9 protein-coding genes are annotated in these 19,075 nt (G+C 54.5%); 5 read left to right on the forward strand and 4 right to left on the reverse strand.

The window, feature by feature from the left end:
* Nucleotides 1–56 precede the first annotated feature (56 nt).
* The 4 genes from recC (at nucleotide 57) to CWE14_RS01455 (ending at nucleotide 11,804) form a co-directional block, all read left to right on the forward strand.
* On the forward strand, nucleotides 57–3,584 hold the full coding sequence (gene recC, locus CWE14_RS01440; protein WP_126797745.1) for an exodeoxyribonuclease V subunit gamma: 3,528 nt from the start codon (nucleotides 57–59) through the stop codon (nucleotides 3,582–3,584).
* The gene (gene recB, locus CWE14_RS01445) at nucleotides 3,581–7,339 is read left to right on the forward strand and encodes an exodeoxyribonuclease V subunit beta (RefSeq protein ID WP_126797746.1); all 3,759 of its coding nucleotides are present in this window, start codon (nucleotides 3,581–3,583) and stop codon (nucleotides 7,337–7,339) included. Before recC ends, recB begins: the two co-directional genes overlap by 4 nt.
* Complete coding sequence (gene recD / locus CWE14_RS01450) at nucleotides 7,336–9,528, forward strand: exodeoxyribonuclease V subunit alpha (protein ID WP_126797747.1); 2,193 nt, start codon at nucleotides 7,336–7,338, stop codon at nucleotides 9,526–9,528. Before recB ends, recD begins: the two co-directional genes overlap by 4 nt.
* Nucleotides 9,529–9,623: 95 nt before the next feature.
* Nucleotides 9,624–11,804, forward strand: a complete 2,181-nt coding sequence (locus CWE14_RS01455; RefSeq protein WP_126797748.1) for an exonuclease domain-containing protein — start codon at nucleotides 9,624–9,626, stop codon at nucleotides 11,802–11,804.
* 331 nt (nucleotides 11,805–12,135) lie between these two features.
* Here the strand turns inward: CWE14_RS01455 and CWE14_RS01460 are convergent, their stop codons facing one another.
* From CWE14_RS01460 to CWE14_RS01470, 3 genes are read right to left on the reverse strand one after another with little or no spacing between them, the layout of a single operon-like run.
* Nucleotides 12,136–12,507 carry a YdbL family probable chaperone protein gene (locus tag CWE14_RS01460; protein WP_198676508.1) on the reverse strand — a complete coding sequence of 124 codons (372 nt, stop codon included), beginning with the start codon at nucleotides 12,505–12,507 and terminating at the stop codon, nucleotides 12,136–12,138.
* A 12-nt stretch (nucleotides 12,508–12,519) separates the two neighbouring features.
* A complete protein-coding gene (locus CWE14_RS01465) occupies nucleotides 12,520–12,720 on the reverse strand; it encodes a YnbE family lipoprotein (protein ID WP_126788209.1) in 201 nt (66 codons plus the stop codon).
* Between the two features lie 41 nt (nucleotides 12,721–12,761).
* A complete protein-coding gene (locus CWE14_RS01470; RefSeq protein ID WP_157981763.1) occupies nucleotides 12,762–15,734 on the reverse strand; it encodes an intermembrane phospholipid transport protein YdbH family protein in 2,973 nt (990 codons plus the stop codon).
* A 166-nt stretch (nucleotides 15,735–15,900) separates the two neighbouring features.
* On the opposite strand from CWE14_RS01470, the gene CWE14_RS01475 reads away from it, so the two are divergent.
* Nucleotides 15,901–17,775 (forward strand): hypothetical protein, encoded by a 1,875-nt coding sequence (locus CWE14_RS01475; RefSeq protein WP_126797750.1) that lies wholly within the window; start codon nucleotides 15,901–15,903, stop codon nucleotides 17,773–17,775.
* 7 nt (nucleotides 17,776–17,782) lie between these two features.
* On the opposite strand, the gene CWE14_RS01480 is transcribed toward CWE14_RS01475, so the two are convergent.
* Nucleotides 17,783–19,039 carry a GNAT family N-acetyltransferase gene (locus CWE14_RS01480; RefSeq protein WP_126797751.1) on the reverse strand — a complete coding sequence of 419 codons (1,257 nt, stop codon included), beginning with the start codon at nucleotides 19,037–19,039 and terminating at the stop codon, nucleotides 17,783–17,785.
* Nucleotides 19,040–19,075: the final 36 nt, after the last annotated feature.

Genomic DNA, 19,075 nt, shown 5'->3' on the forward strand with positions numbered 1-19,075 from the left:
CACGTGAGGTCGAACTTGAGACAACTAGCAACGAAAAAGAACAGGCAAGGACACGCATGCACAGCTTAACGCCCGGGTTTATCGCGGCTCACAGCCATCGTTTAGAAGATCTGACTGAAGTCGCAGTTAAGCTGATGGCTGCCTATCCGCTGGCGCCTTTACAGGAAGAAGCCATTCTGGTGCAATCCAATGGTATCGCCCAATGGCTTAAAACAGAGCTGGCGACGACGACCGGCATCGCTACCATGCTCGATGTAACCCTGCCTGCGCGGTTCGTCTGGCGTGCCTACCGTGCGGTACTTGGTGACGATATTCCACGTCATTCGCCGTATGACAAAGACCGCTTGCGCTGGCGTTTGATGCGTCTGCTGCCAGATCTGATGCAGTCAGATCCCATCTTCGCCCAGTTACAAAACTATGTCGCCGATGACAGTGATCAGCGCAAGCTGTTCCAGCTCAGCGATAAACTGGCCGACCTACTTGACCAGTACCAGGTCTACCGCGCTGAATGGCTCGACGCCTGGACCCGTGGTGACGACGTGTTGCTGGAAAAAGGGCAGGCATTGCCTTTAGACCAAAACCAACGCTGGCAACCCGCACTGTGGCGTGCGTTGGTTGCGGATATCGGCATTGAAGAAATCTGCAGCAACCGGGCCGCCTTGCACCGTCGCTTTATAGAACAGGCTCAGGCGCTGGATGCCTGTCCGGCGGGCTTGCCGCCGCGGGTGATTGTGTTTGGTATCTCCTCGCTGCCGCGGCAAACGCTGGAGGTGCTGCATGCGCTGAAAGGGGTCTGCCAGGTGATGCTGTGTGTGCATAACCCGTGTCAGTACCACTGGGCTGATATCATTGACGGCCGTGAGTTGTTTGGTAAAAACCTGCTGGCGCGGCATGCCAATAAAGGCGCCAGTTTAGATCAGGTGGAGGGTGACCAGTTGCATTTGCATGCGCACCCGCTGCTGGCATCCTGGGGTAAACAAGGGCGGGACTACATTCGCTTGCTTGATGAGTTCGACGAAACCCGTCAGGTTGAAGGCGAGTTTGCTGACTTGCGCTTTGATCTCTTTAGCGAAAGCGAACCGCAAAATCTATTGCAGCAATTGCAAAGCGACATTCTGCATTTACGTCCGTTGCATGAGACTCAACAAATGTGGGGCCAGCAACTGGCTGCTAACGACCGTTCGATCGCCTTCCATCGCTGCCATAGCCCGCAACGCGAGGTCGAGGTACTGCATGATCAGTTGCTTGCAGCCTTCGCCAGCGATCCGCAGTTACAACCACGTGATGTGATGGTGATGGTGCCGGACATCAATAACTACGCCCCCTATATTGATGCAGTGTTCGGTCGTTTGCAGCGTAACGATAAACGCTACATTCCGTATACCATTGCCGATCAGGGCCAGCGCCACCGTAACCCGATGTTGATTGCACTGGACCTGGTGCTGGCTGCGCCACAGCAACGCTTTACCCATAGTGATATTTTTGATTTGCTGCATGTACCGGCCTTGCAGCAACGCTTTGGCCTGCAGCACAAAGACGTCGAATTGTTGCAACAGTGGTCTGCTGAAGCTGGGGCACGCTGGGGCTTACAGGCTTTGCACCGACAGTCACTGGGACTTGAAATCAGCTATCAGGAAAACAGCTGGCTGTTTGCATTAAAACGTATGCTCTATGGCTATGCCGCTGGTGATGTCGAGGGTGAACCCTGGCAGGGCATTGAACCCTACAGCGAAGTGGCCGGAATGCAGGCCCAGGCCGCCGGGGCGCTGGCTGAATTAGTACGCGTGCTTGAGCATTACTGGCAGGCACTGGCGCAAAGTCGCAGTGCGGCAGAATGGCACCCGTTATTACAGGGCCTGCTGGATGATTTGTTCCGTGCCAATGAAGACAGCGAACGGCTGTTGCTGAACCGGCTGCGAGATGGCCTTGATAGCTGGCTGGAGAGCGTTAACGAGGCCAGTTTCAATGGCGACCTCAGGTACAACATTGTGCAGGAAGTGTGGTTGTCGGGCATCGATGAAGGCAGTCTCAATCAGCGTTTTATGGCCGGGGCGGTGAATTTTTCGACCCTGATGCCGATGCGCGCAATTCCCTTTAGCAAGGTCTGTCTGCTCGGTATGAACGATGCCGACTACCCACGCAGCGTGACTAAAGCCGACTTTGATCTGATGGTTGGCCATTATCAGCCAGGCGACCGGTCCCGTCGAGAGGACGACCGCTACCTCTTTTTAGAAGCCTTGTTGTCAGCCCGTGAACAGCTGTATATCAGCTGGGTCGGCATGAGCGCGCAGGACAATACTGAACTGCCGCCTTCGGTGCTGATAGGCCAGTTGCAGGACCATCTGGATCTGGGCTGGTCGACTGCGGCTGACGTAGGGGCGGACGGTGAGCAGTCATTGCCAAGCCAGCAACTGACGCAAAGCCATCGCTTGCAGCCGTTCTCGGCTGCTTATTTTGCGCGCACTGAGCCTGCCGGCGACTATTATTTTACCTACGCACGGGAATGGGCGGCTGTTCATATGACCGGTAATCAGAATCCTGCGTTAGTAAGCGACAACGCTGAGAAAATGCCAGTGCTACCGCCGTATCAGGCTGAATCATCGTTCAGTCTGTTCGAGCTGGAACTGCTCCTGAAACAACCTGCTGAGCTGTTTGCGCGCAAACGGCTCGGGGTGCGACTGGACAACTTAAGCAGTGAGTCATTTGATGATGAAACCTTTAGTTTTAACAAACTGGATGAGTGGAAAGTAAAGCACGAGCTGGTCACTACATTGCTGGCAACAACGCCGATGGGAGGCGAGAACAGCGAACACAGTGCGCAGGTGGTGCGCCAGTGTTTTAGCCGTATTCGTCGGCGCGCCCAGCTGCCACTCTCGTTTGAGGCCGATTTATTGCAACAGACGCTAAGTGACAAGGCAGACGCTATTGCTGAACGGTTGCGTGGGTACTGGCATGCGGGCTTTAAGCCCTTAGCCGCGCAGCCATTTGATATGATGCTGGGCAATTATCAGTTGCAGGGTGAATTGGGTCAGTTGTACCAGAATCCCGATCAACCCGCGCAGGTGACCCAACTGCTGGTGAAAGTCAGCAAAGTGGCGGATATCAAGAAAAAGAGTGCGACTGCAATACCACGCCATGCTTTGCCATTATGGCTGCAGCACTTAGTTGCTCAGGTTGTTGTGGGCGATAATGTGCAGCTTAGCAGTGTATTAATTGGCGATGGCGCCAGTATTAGCTTACCGGCTCAGTCTGCAGCGACTGCTCAGGCGCAATTGCAGGCTTTGGGTAAGCAATTGGACCAGGCGTTGCTGACGCCATTACCGGTTGCTTTATCGCTGGCCTGGCAGTGGCTGAATACGGAGCGGGAAGAGGAAAAGTTACCACTGGCCGAAAAAGCCTTGCTGCAAGCCTATGAGGGAGGTCGTTATAGCGCCGCCGAACGTGACAGCTTGCCCTATCTGGCGCGCTTTTTCCCGCAAGGTCAGGATTTGCTCGACGCGGGCTTTGCCAGCGTTGCCGAGGAACTTTATCTGCCCTTTATTGAAGCAATGCAAGGCGCGACGATCCAGGGGGATGCCGAATGAGTGCGACTGTGTCCAGCAAACAGCTTTCCAGCCCAATGCAGCTGCCATTAACTGGTAGCGCACTGATTGAGGCCAGTGCCGGAACCGGTAAAACCTACACCATTGCGGCGCTCTACGTGCGCTTTATTCTTGCTCATATTGACAGTAAAGACACGGCGGCGGTGCGGCCTGAACCCTTGCTTCCGCCGAATATTCTGGTGGTGACCTTTACCAAAGCGGCGACGGCAGAGCTGAAAGACCGTATTCGCCGGCGTCTGGTTGAATCGGCCCACTGGTTTCGTCAGTCGGCTGGTGGCAGCAGCGACGACCCGGTACTGGATGCGTTGCGTGACAGCTATGCGGAAGAAAAATGGCCGGCGTGTGCTCAGGCGTTGCAGGTGGCCAGTGAGTGGATGGACGAAGCGAGCGTTAAAACTATTCACAGCTGGTGTCAGACCTTGTTGCGCGAGCATGCCTTTAGCAGTGGTAGTTTGTTTAGCCAGGAGCTCACCACCGAGCTAAGTCAATTTAAACTGGATGCGGCCCGTGATTACTGGCGCAACTTTGTCTACCCACTACGCGAACAGGATTACCTGGCGGTGGCGGCGGTGGCGAACTCACCAGAGTCACTACTGAGTCTGATTTACAGTGTCTGGGGGCAGGTTGCTGATGGCCAGCCAGAGCCGATCGATATTACGGCGCTGCGGGGGCAAAAGCAGGCCGACTACGAGCGCGCGGTAGGCGAGGCCTATAAGGCGTGGCAACAGTATTTACCGGCCCTGTATGACTATGTCGACCAGGCCGAGGCCAATGGCTGGCTTACTAACAAGCGCAAGCTCAGTAGTAAACTGGTGCGGACGCGAATGCATGCCATTGAAAGCTGGCTGGACCTGGATGAACAGGAGGCATTGAACGCTTTGCCCCCGGTTAGTGATGCGCTGGTGACCAATTATTCGAGTGCGGGCTTTGCTGAACTGATCAGCGAGCCTGTGGCTGATTTGCCATTTCTGGACCAGACGGTGGCGCTGGCGGAATTAGCCAAAGGGGCGGCCGGCATTCGCGAAGAATTACTGAGCCATGCTGCACAGTGGGTCAAGCAGCGCTTTAGCGATAAGCTGCAGCAGCTGGCGCTGATGGGCTTTGATGACATTATCGAGCAGTGTCGCAAAGCATTGCAGCGGGACGCGGGTGACACCCTGGCGGACTTAGTCCGCACCCAGTATCCGGTGGCGATGATCGATGAATTTCAGGACACGGATCCGGATCAGTACGCGATTTTCAATGCGGTGTACCAGCTTCGTCAGCAACGCGAGGATGTTGCGGTGTACCTGATAGGCGACCCTAAACAAGCGATTTATGCGTTTCGGGGCGCTGACATTTTTACCTACCTGCAGGCACGGCGGGATACTGAAGGGCGCCACTTCACCTTGGCACGTAATTTTCGCTCGACCAGCAGCATGGTGGAGGCGAGCAATCAGATTTTTCTGGCGGCGGAGGAACGCCAACCGAAGAAGGCGTTCCTGTTTAATGGCGAACGCAACGGGAAACGAGATAACGAGGTGCCTTTTGTGGCGGTCGAGGCTCAGGGTCAGACATCACATCTGGTGATTGATGGGCAGCCTGCAGAAAAAGCGTTGACCCTGTGGACCAGTCTTAATAGCCAGAACGAGCAAAAGGCGTTAAGCAAAGAAGCCTACGGCACTACCCAGGCGGAAAGTTGTGCCAGCTATATTGTGCATTTGCTCAATAGTGCGAGCCAGGGACAGAGCGGCATTGAGGATGAAAGCAAAGGCTTTCGTCCGTTACGTAGTGCTGATATGGCGGTGCTGGTTAACAGTCGCGTGCAGGGCTACATGGTGCAACAGAGCCTGCGTCGTCGTGGCGTTGCCAGTGTATTTCTGTCCGATCGAAACTCAGTATTTGATACGGCGGTAGCCAAAGATGTGCTGAGCATTTTGCATGCCTGTGCCCATCCGGGTCAGCGCCAGGCACTGACGAATGCACTCTATAGCGGCTTGCTCGCGGTACCGTTGGAAGAGCTGGAACGGTTGCAACATGACGATCTGGCCTGGGACAGACGGGTCGAACAATGTTATCAGTTGGCGCAGGTGTGGCAGCAGCAAGGGGTCCTGGCCATGCTGCATCAGCTTATTCATGACTTCGATATTGCCAGCCGCCTATTGGCTCAGGTGGGCGGCGAGCGTGACACCACCGACCTGTTGCATCTTGCTGAGTTATTGCAGCAGGCTGCCAGTCGGTTAGACGGTGAACAAGCCTTGCTGCGTTACCTGCAGGATAAAATTTACCAAAGCGACGACGATGGTGCCGATGAGCAAACGGTGCGTTTGGAAAGTGATTCCGAGCTGGTCCAGATAGTCACCGTGCATAAGTCAAAAGGACTCGAATATCCACTGGTCTTTTTACCGTTCAGCAGTGACAGCAAGCCGATCAGCAAGAAACGGCCGGTGGTTCATTTTCACGATGACGACGGGCGGCGCCTGCACAGCAGCAAACCAACCGAGCAACAACTGGCTCGTGCCGACGAGGAGCGTTTAGGCGAAGAGATCCGCCACCTGTATGTGGCACTAACACGGTCAAAATATGCCTGCTGGGCTAGCTTGGCGCCGGTCAGTGAATGGCAGAAGAGTGCGTTGGCGTACCTGGCATTAGCAGATCAAGTAGATGCATCAGATGCGAACAGTCTACTGCAACAAGCGGCGAAAACCTGGGGGAAATCAGACGCAGTGGCCCTGATGACTCAACCTGAGGCTAGCAGTGAGCATTGGCAGGCACCGGCCGCAGAAATCAGTGCCCCTTCGTATTGCAGGATGCCAACCAATCATCGTTTCGAACCCTGGTGGATCGCCAGTTACTCGGCACTGAAATACGGCGCGTTGCGCGAGCCGGAAACCGCGCTCGAAGCAAATTTATTGGACGATGCCGATGACCTTGAGGGGGCAGGTTCGCTGGCAGGGCCGGTTCAGCCTGGTAGCGACCAGCGCCATGTTCAAATCCACGATTTACCGCGTGGAGCAGGGCCGGGGACCTTCCTGCATAACCTGTTCGAAGATGCCGCGGAGCTGGGGTTTGCCAATGTGGCGCAGAATGCAGAGGTGCGTGAAGCTTTGCTCGACAAACGTTGCAGACATGGTCAGTGGAAAGAGCGTCGTCAGCAGCTGGATGGCTGGTTGCAACAGTATTTGCAGCTTGAGTTTCCGTTACCCGCGGAAAGTACGTCGGTTTCTGCTGCATCGAGCGTACGACTGGCTGATTTAACAGCCTACAAAGCGGAACCTGAGTTTTGGTTTGGGGTGCGCGGGGTTAGTGCCGAGCGCCTCGATAACTTGGTCTCGAAACACGTACTAAGCGAATTTGCGCGCCCGGCGCTGCAGCCCAACTACCTCAACGGCATGCTAAAAGGCTTTATTGACCTGGTGTTTGAGCACGAGGGGCGTTATTACGTGGCTGATTACAAATCCAATTACCTTGGCGCGGATGACAGCGCCTACACCGACGAAGCGATGCGCGAGAAGATACTCGGGAGCCGTTATGATATGCAGTACGTGCTCTATAGCCTGGCTTTACACAAGCTGTTAAAAACCCGGCTAGGTGATGCCTATGATTACGACAGCCATGTTGGCGGTGTGCTTTACCTGTTCCTGCGTGGGCATAACGCATTATCGCGAGGGGCGTTTACCGACAAGCCGTCGCGGGAACTGATCGAAGAGCTGGAGCAGTATCTGCTGGCGGTTAATGAGACGGAGCCGACCTTATGAATAAGGTGGTAAGTAATGATGTATATAACGAGGGGACTGCGTTGACTGAGCTTGAAGCCTGGTACAACGCCGGCTGGATCCGCGCACTGGACTTGAATCTGGCGCGGTTTTTACAGTCTGAGCAGGTAGCGGATGAGCGCGTGCTGGTACTGGCTGTGTTGTTGTCGCATCAGGTCGGGCGAGGCCATGTTTGCCTGCCGCTCAAAGAACTATTCGGCAGTCCGCAGCTGTTATTAAATTTACCGCCCGCGCACAGCCGCTTCACTGATGAGGAGCACGAGCTTGTTTCGCCATTGCAGTTGTTGACCCGGCTAGGCGTGACCACCGAAGCCGACCTGGAGGGCGCACTTAGCGCATCTGAAGCCGTCGCAGATAGCCCGCAAACTGACGTGACACCGCTGGTTTATCAGCATGGTGCGCTGTATCTGCGTCGCTATTGGCATTATGAAGCGCGCATAGCGTCAGCGTTGCAGGAGCGTATGCAGCTATCCGGACAAGGATCGCGGGCCCCTGATATCGCTGCAGAAACCCTGCAACAGGCGCTGGATGAGCTGTTTCCGCACGCTGCTGATTCGACTACCAGCAGTCCGACAGGCATAGAGCGGGTTAACTGGCAGAAGCTGGCGTGTGCTAATACGTTGCGCAGTCGTTTCAGTGTAATCACTGGTGGCCCTGGTACCGGTAAAACCTATACTGTGGTGCGTTTGTTGGCGATGTTGCAGCGTTTGGCCGCCGAGCCATTACGGATCCGACTGGCAGCGCCGACCGGAAAAGCTGCGGCGCGCCTTAAAGAATCTATTAGTAACGCATTGCACGAGATGCAGCAAAGTACTGAACTGAGTGAGTGGCAACAGGTACTGCAGCGCATCGAGAGCGATAGCTCGACCTTGCATAAGTTGCTTGGCGTGCAGCAGGGTACGCGAAAATTTCGTCATCACCGGGGCAACCCGTTAAGCCTGGATGTACTGGTAGTCGATGAGGCGAGCATGGTCGATATCGAACTGATGGACGCGACTCTGGAGGCCTTACCGGCTCATGCTCAGCTTATTTTGCTTGGTGACAAAGACCAGCTGGCGTCAGTGGAAGCGGGAGCGGTGCTGGGCCAGCTTTGTCAGGGTGCCGAGCAGGGCGGTTACAACCAACAAAGCTTCGACTACCTGCAGTCATTCAGCGACACCCCGTTACCTGATTTTTTGCGTGCCGCTGACGGCCCGTCCTATCTGCAGCATGTCGTCATGTTGCGGGTCAGCCGGCGCTTCGATGGTCGTAGCGGCGTTGGCCATCTGGCGTATGCGATTAACGCTGGCGACAGTAAACGGGCGGCGCAGCTATTGCTGGGTTCGCAGGCGGCTGAGGCGGCAGGGGCTTCCCATGAGCAACAGACCGCCAACTCATTCAGTGACATTGCGGTATTGCAGAGCACGGGGACGGAAACTGTGAGTCAGCGACAACTTTTTGCTCAGCAGCAACCAGCATTGACTGAAGACCTGCGCCGTCTGTGTGTGCAAGGTTTCAGTGGTTATTTGCAGCAAATTAAACAGCGTCCGGATGCGCAGGCCAGCGACGATGACATCGACACCTGGGCGCGCTCAGTACTGGCCGGTTACAGCAATTTTCAACTGCTAACCCCGGTGCGCGAAGGTGAGTTTGGGGTGGCTGGTTTAAATGCGCAAATCGAACGCTGGTTAAAATCGGCATTGCAGACGCTTAAAAAGACAGCTGCCGGAGAATCTGAACCACTTCAGCCCGCACTAGCGACTGAGAAGGGGAATGGGGCTAACCAGGCGAGTGAGCAATGGTATGAAGGACGCCCGGTGATGATCACTGAAAATGACTATAGCCTCAATTTGCGTAACGGTGATATTGGCATGGTACTGGTGTCGCCGCGCGATGGACGAAAACGGGTGGTCTTTGTCGATAGCGACAACACCTTGCGCTGGATCCTGCCCAGTCGGTTACGCGAAGTGCAGACGGTGTTTGCGATGACAGTGCATAAGTCTCAGGGCTCGGAATTCACTCATACGGTGATGGTGTTACCAGAGCAGGACAACCCAGTGCTTTGTCGGGAGCTGGTCTACACCGGCGTCACCCGCGCCAAAAAGCAGCTGACCATGGTCGTGCCCGACTGGCACGTCTTCCACCAAAGCGTCCAACGCCGAACCCTCCGCGCTGGCCGTCTCCACCTCTGATTCAACATTCAAGCGCGGGGCTCGATCATTGAATGGTCTTACCAATTCAACGTTCAAGCCCCGCGCTTGAATGTTGAATGTGGTAAAATAGCGCGATGAAAACTTTGCCACCTACCTATTATCTTGACCATTTCTATGAATTTCTGGGCTATCTGGAAGGGCCCTGTGCGCACCTGTTAAATGCTGCTGATAAAGACTTTATTGCAGAATTCAAAGCGCTTAGTCACGATGCGCAGTTGGTCCTGGTGCGTATCTATAATCGACAGTCGGTGTATGTGCGGCGAGACTCGCTGAGCTATGAAGAGATTGATAACCCTCGCGCGGGTCTGAATGAGCTGTTTGCTGCCGGATTAGTCAATGATGTTTCTGAAACTGGTTTTGCACGCTTACTCGAACAGCTGAACAAAGCTGAACTGCAGAGTTTACTGGCTGAGAGCCCGCAAAAAGCACCAGCAAAGTCGGCGAAGAAAGCGCTCTGGTTTGAGTTTGCTCAGGCACATGCGGTGTTTAGTGCTAGTGAAGACTGGCTGAACGAACAGTATCTTGAGCAGCAGCAGGAACAACGGCTGGCCTATTTCCTGTTTCTGTATTTTGGCAATGTGCGGGCGCGGCTGAATCAGCTATCGATGCGCGATTTGGGCGTCATGCGTACCCGTCAACTGTCCCATGAGGCCCAGGCACGTTTTACTAGCGCTGACGAAGCGCGTGGTCAGTTTTATTATCGCTGGCTTGGGTTGAGTCTGAAAAACACCCAGGATCAAGCACTGGATGAATTCATTGCCATGCTGGAGGAAAATCCGGCAACGACGAATCGTATAGCCAGTGTACTGGAGGCGCGGGATCGTTTTTACTGGCAACTGGCAAAACGTCTGCTGCAAAGCCCGCTTGAGCAGCATGATGATCATTACTCAATTCAGATCCTCAAGCACTCGCGGGCGGCCGATGCAGTGGAAAAGCGGCTGCGTCTTGAATATCAGCAAGGTTGGAAAGAACAGGTCAAAAGCGAACTCGAAGCTATTATCGATGACCCCGACAGTGAAACGCTGTATGTGTTTGCGGTGGATTTTTATCAACGTAAGTTCCATCGCAAACGGACCAGCATGCTGACCGATATGCTGCGCGACAGCAGCGCGCCTATCCCGCTCGATGAAGCCTATGTCAGCCATGTCGAGCAAGGCGTTTGCGCCTATTACGAGCGTCAGGGCATCACAGCTCTGCGCAGTGAAAACGTGTTATGGCGGGCGTTGTTCGGACTGACCTTTTGGCCGGAGTTATATCAGAACCCGAAAGCGGGTGTCAGCAATGAATTCGACTGGCTGCCGCGGCTACTGAAACAGAATACCTTCTACGCTGAGCTGGAGCACGAGATAGAAGCCAGGCTGGCGCAGCTGCAAACGCCGCAACAGTGGCTTACCCATGTGCTGCAGGTTAGCACCCGGCATTATGGTCAGGTCAATGGTGTCTTTAGCTGGCACCAATCACTGCTTGAACTAATAAAGCCCTTACTGACGCAAGCACCTGTTGTGCAAACCCAGGCAGTGTTGCGCGCGATGGCTCGGGACTACCATCAACTCAGTGATGGCTTCGCGGATTTAATGGTGCTCGATGAGCAAGGTTTGCGTTTTGAAGAAATAAAAGCACCCGGCGACAGCTTACGACGCAATCAGCTGATTACGTTGCAGTGCCTGAAAAAGGCGGGCTTTGAGGTTGCGATCCGGCGGGTAGAGTGGATGTATAACCCCGACCAGGCTTACGTTGTGGTTGATGTGGAAACTACGGGTGGTAACCATAGCAGCCATCGGGTGACAGAAGTTGGCATGGTGAAGGTCATTAATGGTCAGGTGGTCGACCGCTGGCAATCGCTGGTCAATCCACAGCGTTACATTCCCGCACGGATTACTGAACTGACAGGCATCAGCAACGAGATGGTGGCGGATGCGCCGGTGTTTGAAGCCGTGGCTGAGGCGATCGATGAGTTCTGTCAGGACGCTATTTTTGTCGCCCATAATGTGAATTTTGATTACGGTTTTCTGAAGCGGGAAATGGAGCGGGCAGGACGCCGTCTTAATCTTCCGAAACTGTGCACGGTGCGAATGGCGCGAAAACAATTCCCAGGGTTAGCATCCTACTCACTGGGGCGCTTGTGTGAGCAGTTGGGAATCGAACTGGTTCGCCATCACCGTGCCTTAGACGACGCCTGCGCCGCGGCGGGAATACTGCGTTTGGTACAACAGAGTCAACTACAACAAAATCTGATACAACAAGCCAGAAGCTAATTCAGTAAGGTTATAAAAGACCCTAAGGCCTCGTTTGCCTGAGCATCTCGCATAAAAAGAACCAATGCGAGCAGAGTTAACATGCCATAGAGTACGTTACTCCATGATAACCAGCTTGAGCGAAGCCGTCCGTGTGTCATCTTCATGGTTAGTCTCCTTTCTGAACACCATTTGTGTTGCCAGAGCTACCATTGCTTTGAGCCGTGCGAAGGGTAAAAACAAGGGCACTCTACGGGGAAGTATAGGTGCCCTTGTGGGGATCAACTGTAAAGAAGTTGCGAAGGTTTGTATCTAACTGACAAGTCGCAAGAAATACTTCCCGCGTTTATTGTCAGCGTTTAACGACCCAGTCTCCATCGACTTCAATATAATGCCCCGCGGATGTGCGTTCGATCGCGCGTTTGCCCGCCATTGCCTCAACATCGGATACTGCAATGTTATTTTGCTCTGCGATGCGAGTATACTCGGCACGACGTGCATCATTAATCAAATCTGCTATCTGCTCCGCATTTTCGCCTGTTTGGACTACACCAAGATACCCATTTTGGCGTTCACCAAGGAAGCCCTGTTCTTTCGCTGCGCCCAGTTCAGACATTGCTTCCTGCAGGCTCATCTGGCCCTGTGCTGACGCAGACAAACTAGCCATCACTACTAATAGTGATAGGAAAAAAGTGCCAAACAGGCCGTATTTACTCGTGGTCATGACAAATGCTCCTTAAAATAACCCGCTTGAACCGCTGAAGATTGAATCCAGTTCTTCAGCTACACGAATATAAATCTCGTGTTCAATACGTACATTAAGATTGATATGAATGGGTTCGCTGGGGGCAGCAACCTGAACCGTGGGTGTGCAGCCTGACATCATCAGCACGCCCAGGCAGGCCGGGGCCAGACTTCCTAGTGCAAGTTTTTTCATGCGTCCTCTCTTGTGTAAACGCCAGTTAAAGCGGTGAGTGCTTAGCGCAGGCTTTCAATTAAGCGCTGTTGCACACGTTCCTGTATCAGGTTATTGAGCTGGTTGGTCAACTGCAGGCTGGCCAGCAGCGCCGGTAAATCCTCGGCAATCGTGATATCAAGGCGCACCGGGCGCCCACCTTCTAACTGAGGGTTCTGACCCTCAATCGATAAGGCAAGTTCCAGCGTTCCATCTTCATTGTAGCTAACGCCGCCTTCGAGCACAGAGTAATGGAAGTCATCCAGAGCGTCCATTACGATGCGCAACGCCTGGTTGGTTTCACGCAGCTGCTGCGCCCGTTCAGCACGGTACTGAATAACGCCCCCGGGTGCCAGCGCATGAATACGCCCGTCATCGACCATAAAGCCTTGCCCGGCACGCCAACGGATTGGAATAGCACCGGAAATCAGACCCTGACCGTGAATATCAGTAGCGGGGTACTCGCTTAGCAGCTGTTGCAGGTCAAGCTGAGTAATGTCTACCTGCAGCGTTATTTCATCACGGCTTAAATCGTAAATCCGGTTTTCAATGCCAATATCACCACTTAACAAGCTCAGCTGGTTGTCGGTGAGTTCGAGCTGACCAGCCAACAGCTGGTCAATTGAGGCACTGTAATTGAAGGCAAATCGCGCAGGTCCCATTGGCAGACCGAACTGAATGCGCTGCAGGGAAGCGTTGGAGAGGGCCACCTCAAGGGTCTCAAAATCGGTGCTTAGTTCAAGATCGGCATTGGCGCCGCCAAAGTCAATGGTGTCATAAATGCCGGCGGTGTCACTGAGCGCCGCAGTAGCGGTGAGCTGTGGCGCGCTGCCATCCAGTGGCAGGGTCAGCTGGCCAGCCGCACGGCCGCGTCCACGTTCGAGGCTAACCAGTTCTGGCCAGTCTGCAAGAGTCCCCGCAATCGGGTTGCCGGCGAGCCAGAATATATCGGTCAGCTGCCAGTCGACGACTAGATTCTCGGCAGCCAGATCAGATTGATTGCGCAGTACCAGGCCGGCGCTGTTGGTCAGGCGCCCGTCAAGGTTGGCTAAGGGAGCGGGCGCTAAAGGCTGGCTCTGCAGTGCGCCATACCAGCGCCAGTTAATCGCGTTGATACCCGGAGCAACCACAGCATCAGCATTGAGATCGATGTCAGACTGAAAGCTGCTCTGGCTCAGCCCTTCGGCGTCACCTAAGTCGCTACGCCAGATCCAGTTAGCGAGTTCAAGGCTCACCGCAGGTAATTCAATGTCATCGTCCTGCAAGGGAAGGCGCAGCGAAGTCGAGCCAGCGGCGGGTGTCTCGCTGCTCAGTTGCAATACCAGCTCAGGGCTAAGCTGCAGGGTAAAAGGAACGCGCAAGGTAAGCTCGGTTAGCTGTGCATCGCCTATTTGCATCGCGGCCTGACGCAGTGACAACAAACCATGCTCGCTATGGGCTGCCAGGGTACCATTGTCGCTATCAATATTAAGCAGCAGCCGGCTATCGAGGCTGACATCGGTAGCCCCTTGACTTTGCAGTTCCAGCAGCACCGGAAGAGCGTTTAGATCGAGCTGGTTTTCGCTTTGAGCATGCACACTCCAGTTCAGGGTACCGGGTTGCAGGCCTAGTTCAGCCAGGGCATCGGTCATCTCAGTCGCTTCAAATTTACCTTCAGCCAGTAAATCGAGGTGAGCCAGTTGGCCGGCGGTAAAATGGACTTCACCTGAGGCCTGCGGACGAATTCGACCGATATTATCCAGCTGCAACCAGTTAGCCGGGGTCAGGTTGAAATCTGCCTGACCATCGGCTTGCCGGTGCCAGCTGGCGGGTATGGTGCCCGGAGGAAACTCAAATTGCCAGCTAAACTCACCCCGCACCGGTTCGCTGAGCTGCGCGGCATAGCTATAGAAGGTGTCCCCCGGCGAATCGCCAAGTGAATCCGTAAGATAGCCGCGCAAGTTGGGGTACAGGTCGGGCAATAGCGTAAGCGTGGTGTCGCCACTGAACTGAATCTCAGCGCCGCGCTCAAGTCTGCTCTGGACGCCGATAATCACCTGGTTAGTCAGTTCCAGACTGCCTTGCAAAGCGCCAGTGAGTTCGTTTTGCCAGCGCGATAGCTGTGTATTGGGCAGCTCCGCCTGTATATCCAGATCAATGTTGACGCTGTCACTAAAAAGCTCAAGGGCGGGGGGCAGGGAATGCTCAAGCTCAGGATACCAGAGGCTCAGATGGTCGCTTATCCACACCGCCGAGGGCTCAAACTGTGCCTCGATTTCTCCCCGCAGGCGATTGGAGCGGTCAAGGTGCTGGGTCATGACCACCTGCAGGTGACCTGGACTATGTAGGTTGACTGCAAGTGAGGGCAGTTCTCCAGCTACCTCATAATTGATCAACAGGTCAAGCTGCTCCATTTCTGCGAAGTCCTGATACGGGCTTAGCTTGAGGCGCAGGTTGGTAACCTGAGGTTCATCGGGCACGATCAGGCGTTCTTTGTTGGTGCTTTCAAAATAGAGTTCGCCGCTATACTGACAGCGTTGTTCAGCACAGGGAAGATCCAGCGACAGTTGTTCAATTTGCAGCAGATGCGGGATGTCAGCGGTAATGCGCCAGTCATCCGGCAGCTGCCACTTTTCGAGTTCGAAACCATCTTCAGCATCTGTTTCCACGAGTTCGCCAACCACTTCATTGGCCAGGGTAGGCCACTGGTTCAGCGATGCTTGCAACTGACCGACTTCGATAATCTGGAAATTAGGCCTGAAGGCCTGCCACTCCCAGGTAATGAAGACATCGTCCAGCCGCACTGGGGCGCGCAGGGCCGGTTCCTGAGTGTTGTCGATATAGGTAAACTCGAGGTGATCAAGACGAACATGCTTATAGGCAAAGCCAGCGATGGAGAACTCTAAGTTTTCCACCGGCAGTTTGCTTAGCATCTGTTTTACATAGACATAGCCAACCCCGGCAGCAAGCGCTAACAGGGCAACTAAGATACTGATCACAATAAAAAATCGGCGCATGAGGTCAAGCATAATCAGGGTTGCCGCTAAGGGCAACGTGGTTTACGTAAAAGTTGGCAAAGGGTCATGAAGGGGCCACAATGGGCAAATGGGTTTGCGTCACTCGCTTTTGCATTATTTGCATGGCCTGATTTGCATGGCGTGATTTACATAGAAAGGTAAGCTGTTGAGTCGTTCAGAACATATCCCTCGGTACTGGCTGTCCCGCGCGCTAATTAGCACCGTAAGCAGTGCGGTCATCCTGTTTTTATTCGCCCTCTATCCGCTGGCGACGATGTCGGCGTGGGGCTTTGCGCTGGTGGCAGCGGCAGCGAGCTACTTAGTGTACTGGCATCTGGCCGATGTCATGTTGCTGCGGCGCCGAGCGTACCTGGGCTTTGTGACGCAGACCGACAGCCACTGGCGACAGCGGCTGTGGAGCAGTGTATGGGTACAGTTGCTGACCGCATTTGCCTCGGTGGCAGTAGCACTGGCTGCATTGAGTGCTGCAGCGCGGCTAAGCTGGCCGGAATGGGCGGTGCTCGGTGCGTCTATTCTAACTTTTCAGCTGATCCAACGCCTGGTACGCCCTTCGATTGAACGCCATATCACCAGCGAACACAGTGCCAGCGTATTACTGCGCCTGAGCCACCTGCTGAATATGGTACTGGTCGTGATTGCGATGCTGGCAGTCCACCTGTGGCTGACCGAAGTACCCGATACCCGCCATCTCAGTGTGGCGGAGGTTATGGCCCAGGCCTATCAGGTGGAAAGCGCCCGTGCAGACGTGCAGTTAATCGGATGGCTGCTGGGCATTAACGCCGCCTTGTATAGCCTGTTCTGGCATGCCATTCAGTTGCTTTCGCTTGGTGCCGCCTGGTGGCTGACGCTGGCTGTATGGCTGGTGGTGATGCTGGGCATCGCGGTGCAGGTGAGTTTTATCTGGCTGGTATTGCTGGGTAGTTACGCCTGGTTGAATCGATTTTTATATGTAAACGAACACAAAAAGACATACAAGCGAGCGCATTTAAGCTGGTTGTTTGTGGTGATAGCCGCAGGCATTGGCTGGTTTGCTCTCGAGCTCAACAGCGAAAATGCACAAAGCTGGTTTCAACAAAACGAACAGGCACGTCAGCAGTCGCGGGAGACTGTCGATCCGTGCGCCCCGGAGCGTTTAGCCGCCGCAGAAACGGCGGTACAGGGCCAGAGCGAGCGAGTTCGTAGTGAACAGGAACAGGCAGCATTGCTGCAAATTGAGCAAGATATTGACCGTATAGTTGATGATGCCTATGCCAATATCGGTCAGGCAGCGGACGACTTTTTAGACTGGAACTTCTCCCTGCTGGGCCAGTACACCCAATTGGCCTACTTAATGCGCGGCAGTTTTGGTGAACAGGGGTTTAATGAGCTGATGGCTGAGCAGATCAACAGCTTTGTCGCGCTGAGTCAAAGTGACGCCATGTTGGAAGCCGAAAATAGCCTCAATGCGGCCTTGTTGCGACGCATCGAGCAGGGCGCCCGGGCGTATCAACGTAGTTTAGGTCAGGAACTTGAGGCAGAGGGCCTTGGTGCACAGCGTTTTTGCCTGGCGTTGCAGCCGGTGTCAGTGGATGTCCCAGAACTGATGCAAAAATCAGGCGTTGGTGCTGGCGTGGCGCCCGGACTGCTATTAATGAGCCGAGCATTAGCCCCGGGCAGTGCGGTTGCTGCGCGAAGCGGTATGCGCCGTATGTTTGCCGCGATAATGGGACGCCTTACTGCCCGAGCTGGTACCGCAGGTAGTGCCGCTACTGTGGGCTCTGTGTGTGGACCGGGCTGTAGTCTGATTGCTGGTGGCTTGGTCTGGTTAGGCACTGATTTGGTGATCAACTATGGCGATGAGAAGCTAAATCGCGACGCCATGCGTGAAGCACTGCTGCTCTCGCTGCACGAACAGCGTGACACACTCAAAGCGCAGTTAAACAACGAGGCAGCAGTGCTGGTGTTAGCCAGTTTTGCCGAACTTGAAGCGCGCCAGCTGGAGCAGTTCAATTTGTACCGGGAACTGCAGCGGCAACAGTAATCAGTGCTCAGTCTGAATCGCGGCGAAACGGCAGATAGGTCGTAGCTTGTTGCAGCGCCTGTTGATGGGCAGTACGTTCGCGCTGACAGAAATCCTCTATGGCGAGGCGCAAGTCCCGTGATGTAGGATCAGACGCAGACAGTGCAAAACTGAAATAGCCATGCCGTAACATCGGCTCGAAGCCGCGCGCCAGTTTATGCTCACCCTGGGCTCCGGCGTCAAAGTAGCGCAGGCCATGCTCAATGCAATAATCGATGCCCTGATAATAGCAGCACTCGAAATGGAGGAAGTCGAACTCGTCTAAACAGCCCCAGTAGCGCCCGTACAGGGTGTCGCCGCCAACAAAAAAGAAGCTCATCGCCACTGGAGTCCGCGAATCACTCTCACTAAACGCCATCAGCACTCGAATGCTTGAGCCCATGGTTGCAAGCCAGCGGGCAAAGGTTTCCGGGGTTAAGTAGCCATGGTGACCGGAACGCTTTAAGTAGGTCAGCTGATAGAAAGCAACCAGATGCCGCTGCAACTGGCTTAGCGCTCCGTCTGAGCTATGAGTTGAGTTATCAGCCTGAAGCTCCTCACCGGTGAACCAGACACAATGGATGCCTTGTTCGCGCACTTTCGTGCGCTCTTTACGTAACTGTTTGCGTTTGCGCGAGGTGAGGGCAGCCAGAAAATCATCAAACTGACTGTAGCCGCGGTTGTGCCACAAAAATTGCAAATCGGTGCGGTGCAACCAGGGGGCTGCTTGGTTAGATTGAGAGCTTTGTGTGTCTTCAGCTGCTCTAATCGATGAAAACTCAGCGGGCGGCAAGTACATCAGCTGCTGCGAGGCAAAGGCATACTCATCCTGCAGCGCAGCCAGGGCTTCAGTGATTACCGGCCAGAAAGGCTCCAATTCCTGCCCGCCAGTGCCAAGCCGTGGCCCTTCGCAGGGGGTAAAAGGAATCGCGCAAATCAGCTTAGGGTAATAATTGAGACCAAGCTGGGCGTAGGCATCAGCGATACCCCAGTCAAAAAAGTACTCGCCATAGGAATGTAGCTTAATAAAGAAGGGCGCCGCGGCCACTAACCTGGCGTCAGTATCCTCATAAATACACAGGTACCGAGGCAGCCAGCCCGAACGTCCACCAATACTCGCGCCATCTTCCAGTGCCTGAAAGAACGCGTGGCGGGTAAACGGGTAATCATTGGGCGCAAATAGAGCGTCCCAGGCGAGCGGTTCAATGTCGCTAATACGGGTTACAAATTCAAAGCGGTGCGCCATGGATTAGCCTGATTCTCTACTAACGTCGCCCGTCCA

It is taken from the genome of Aliidiomarina soli (assembly GCF_003986975.1).
Lineage (GTDB): Bacteria > Pseudomonadota > Gammaproteobacteria > Enterobacterales > Alteromonadaceae > Aliidiomarina > Aliidiomarina soli.

Excerpts from the sequence above, each read along its gene's own strand:
- recB (WP_126797746.1), top strand. The coding sequence starts at position 3,581 with ATGAGTGCGACTGTGTCCAGCAAACAGCTTTCCAGCCCAATGCAGCTG.
- CWE14_RS01470 (WP_157981763.1), bottom strand. The coding sequence starts at position 15,734 with ATGCGCCGATTTTTTATTGTGATCAGTATCTTAGTTGCCCTGTTAGCG.
- CWE14_RS01465 (WP_126788209.1), bottom strand. The coding sequence starts at position 12,720 with ATGAAAAAACTTGCACTAGGAAGTCTGGCCCCGGCCTGCCTGGGCGTG.
- recD (WP_126797747.1), top strand. The coding sequence starts at position 7,336 with ATGAATAAGGTGGTAAGTAATGATGTATATAACGAGGGGACTGCGTTG.
- CWE14_RS01455 (WP_126797748.1), top strand. The coding sequence starts at position 9,624 with ATGAAAACTTTGCCACCTACCTATTATCTTGACCATTTCTATGAATTT.
- recC (WP_126797745.1), top strand. The coding sequence starts at position 57 with ATGCACAGCTTAACGCCCGGGTTTATCGCGGCTCACAGCCATCGTTTA.
- CWE14_RS01460 (WP_198676508.1), bottom strand. The coding sequence starts at position 12,507 with ATGACCACGAGTAAATACGGCCTGTTTGGCACTTTTTTCCTATCACTA.
- CWE14_RS01480 (WP_126797751.1), bottom strand. The coding sequence starts at position 19,039 with ATGGCGCACCGCTTTGAATTTGTAACCCGTATTAGCGACATTGAACCG.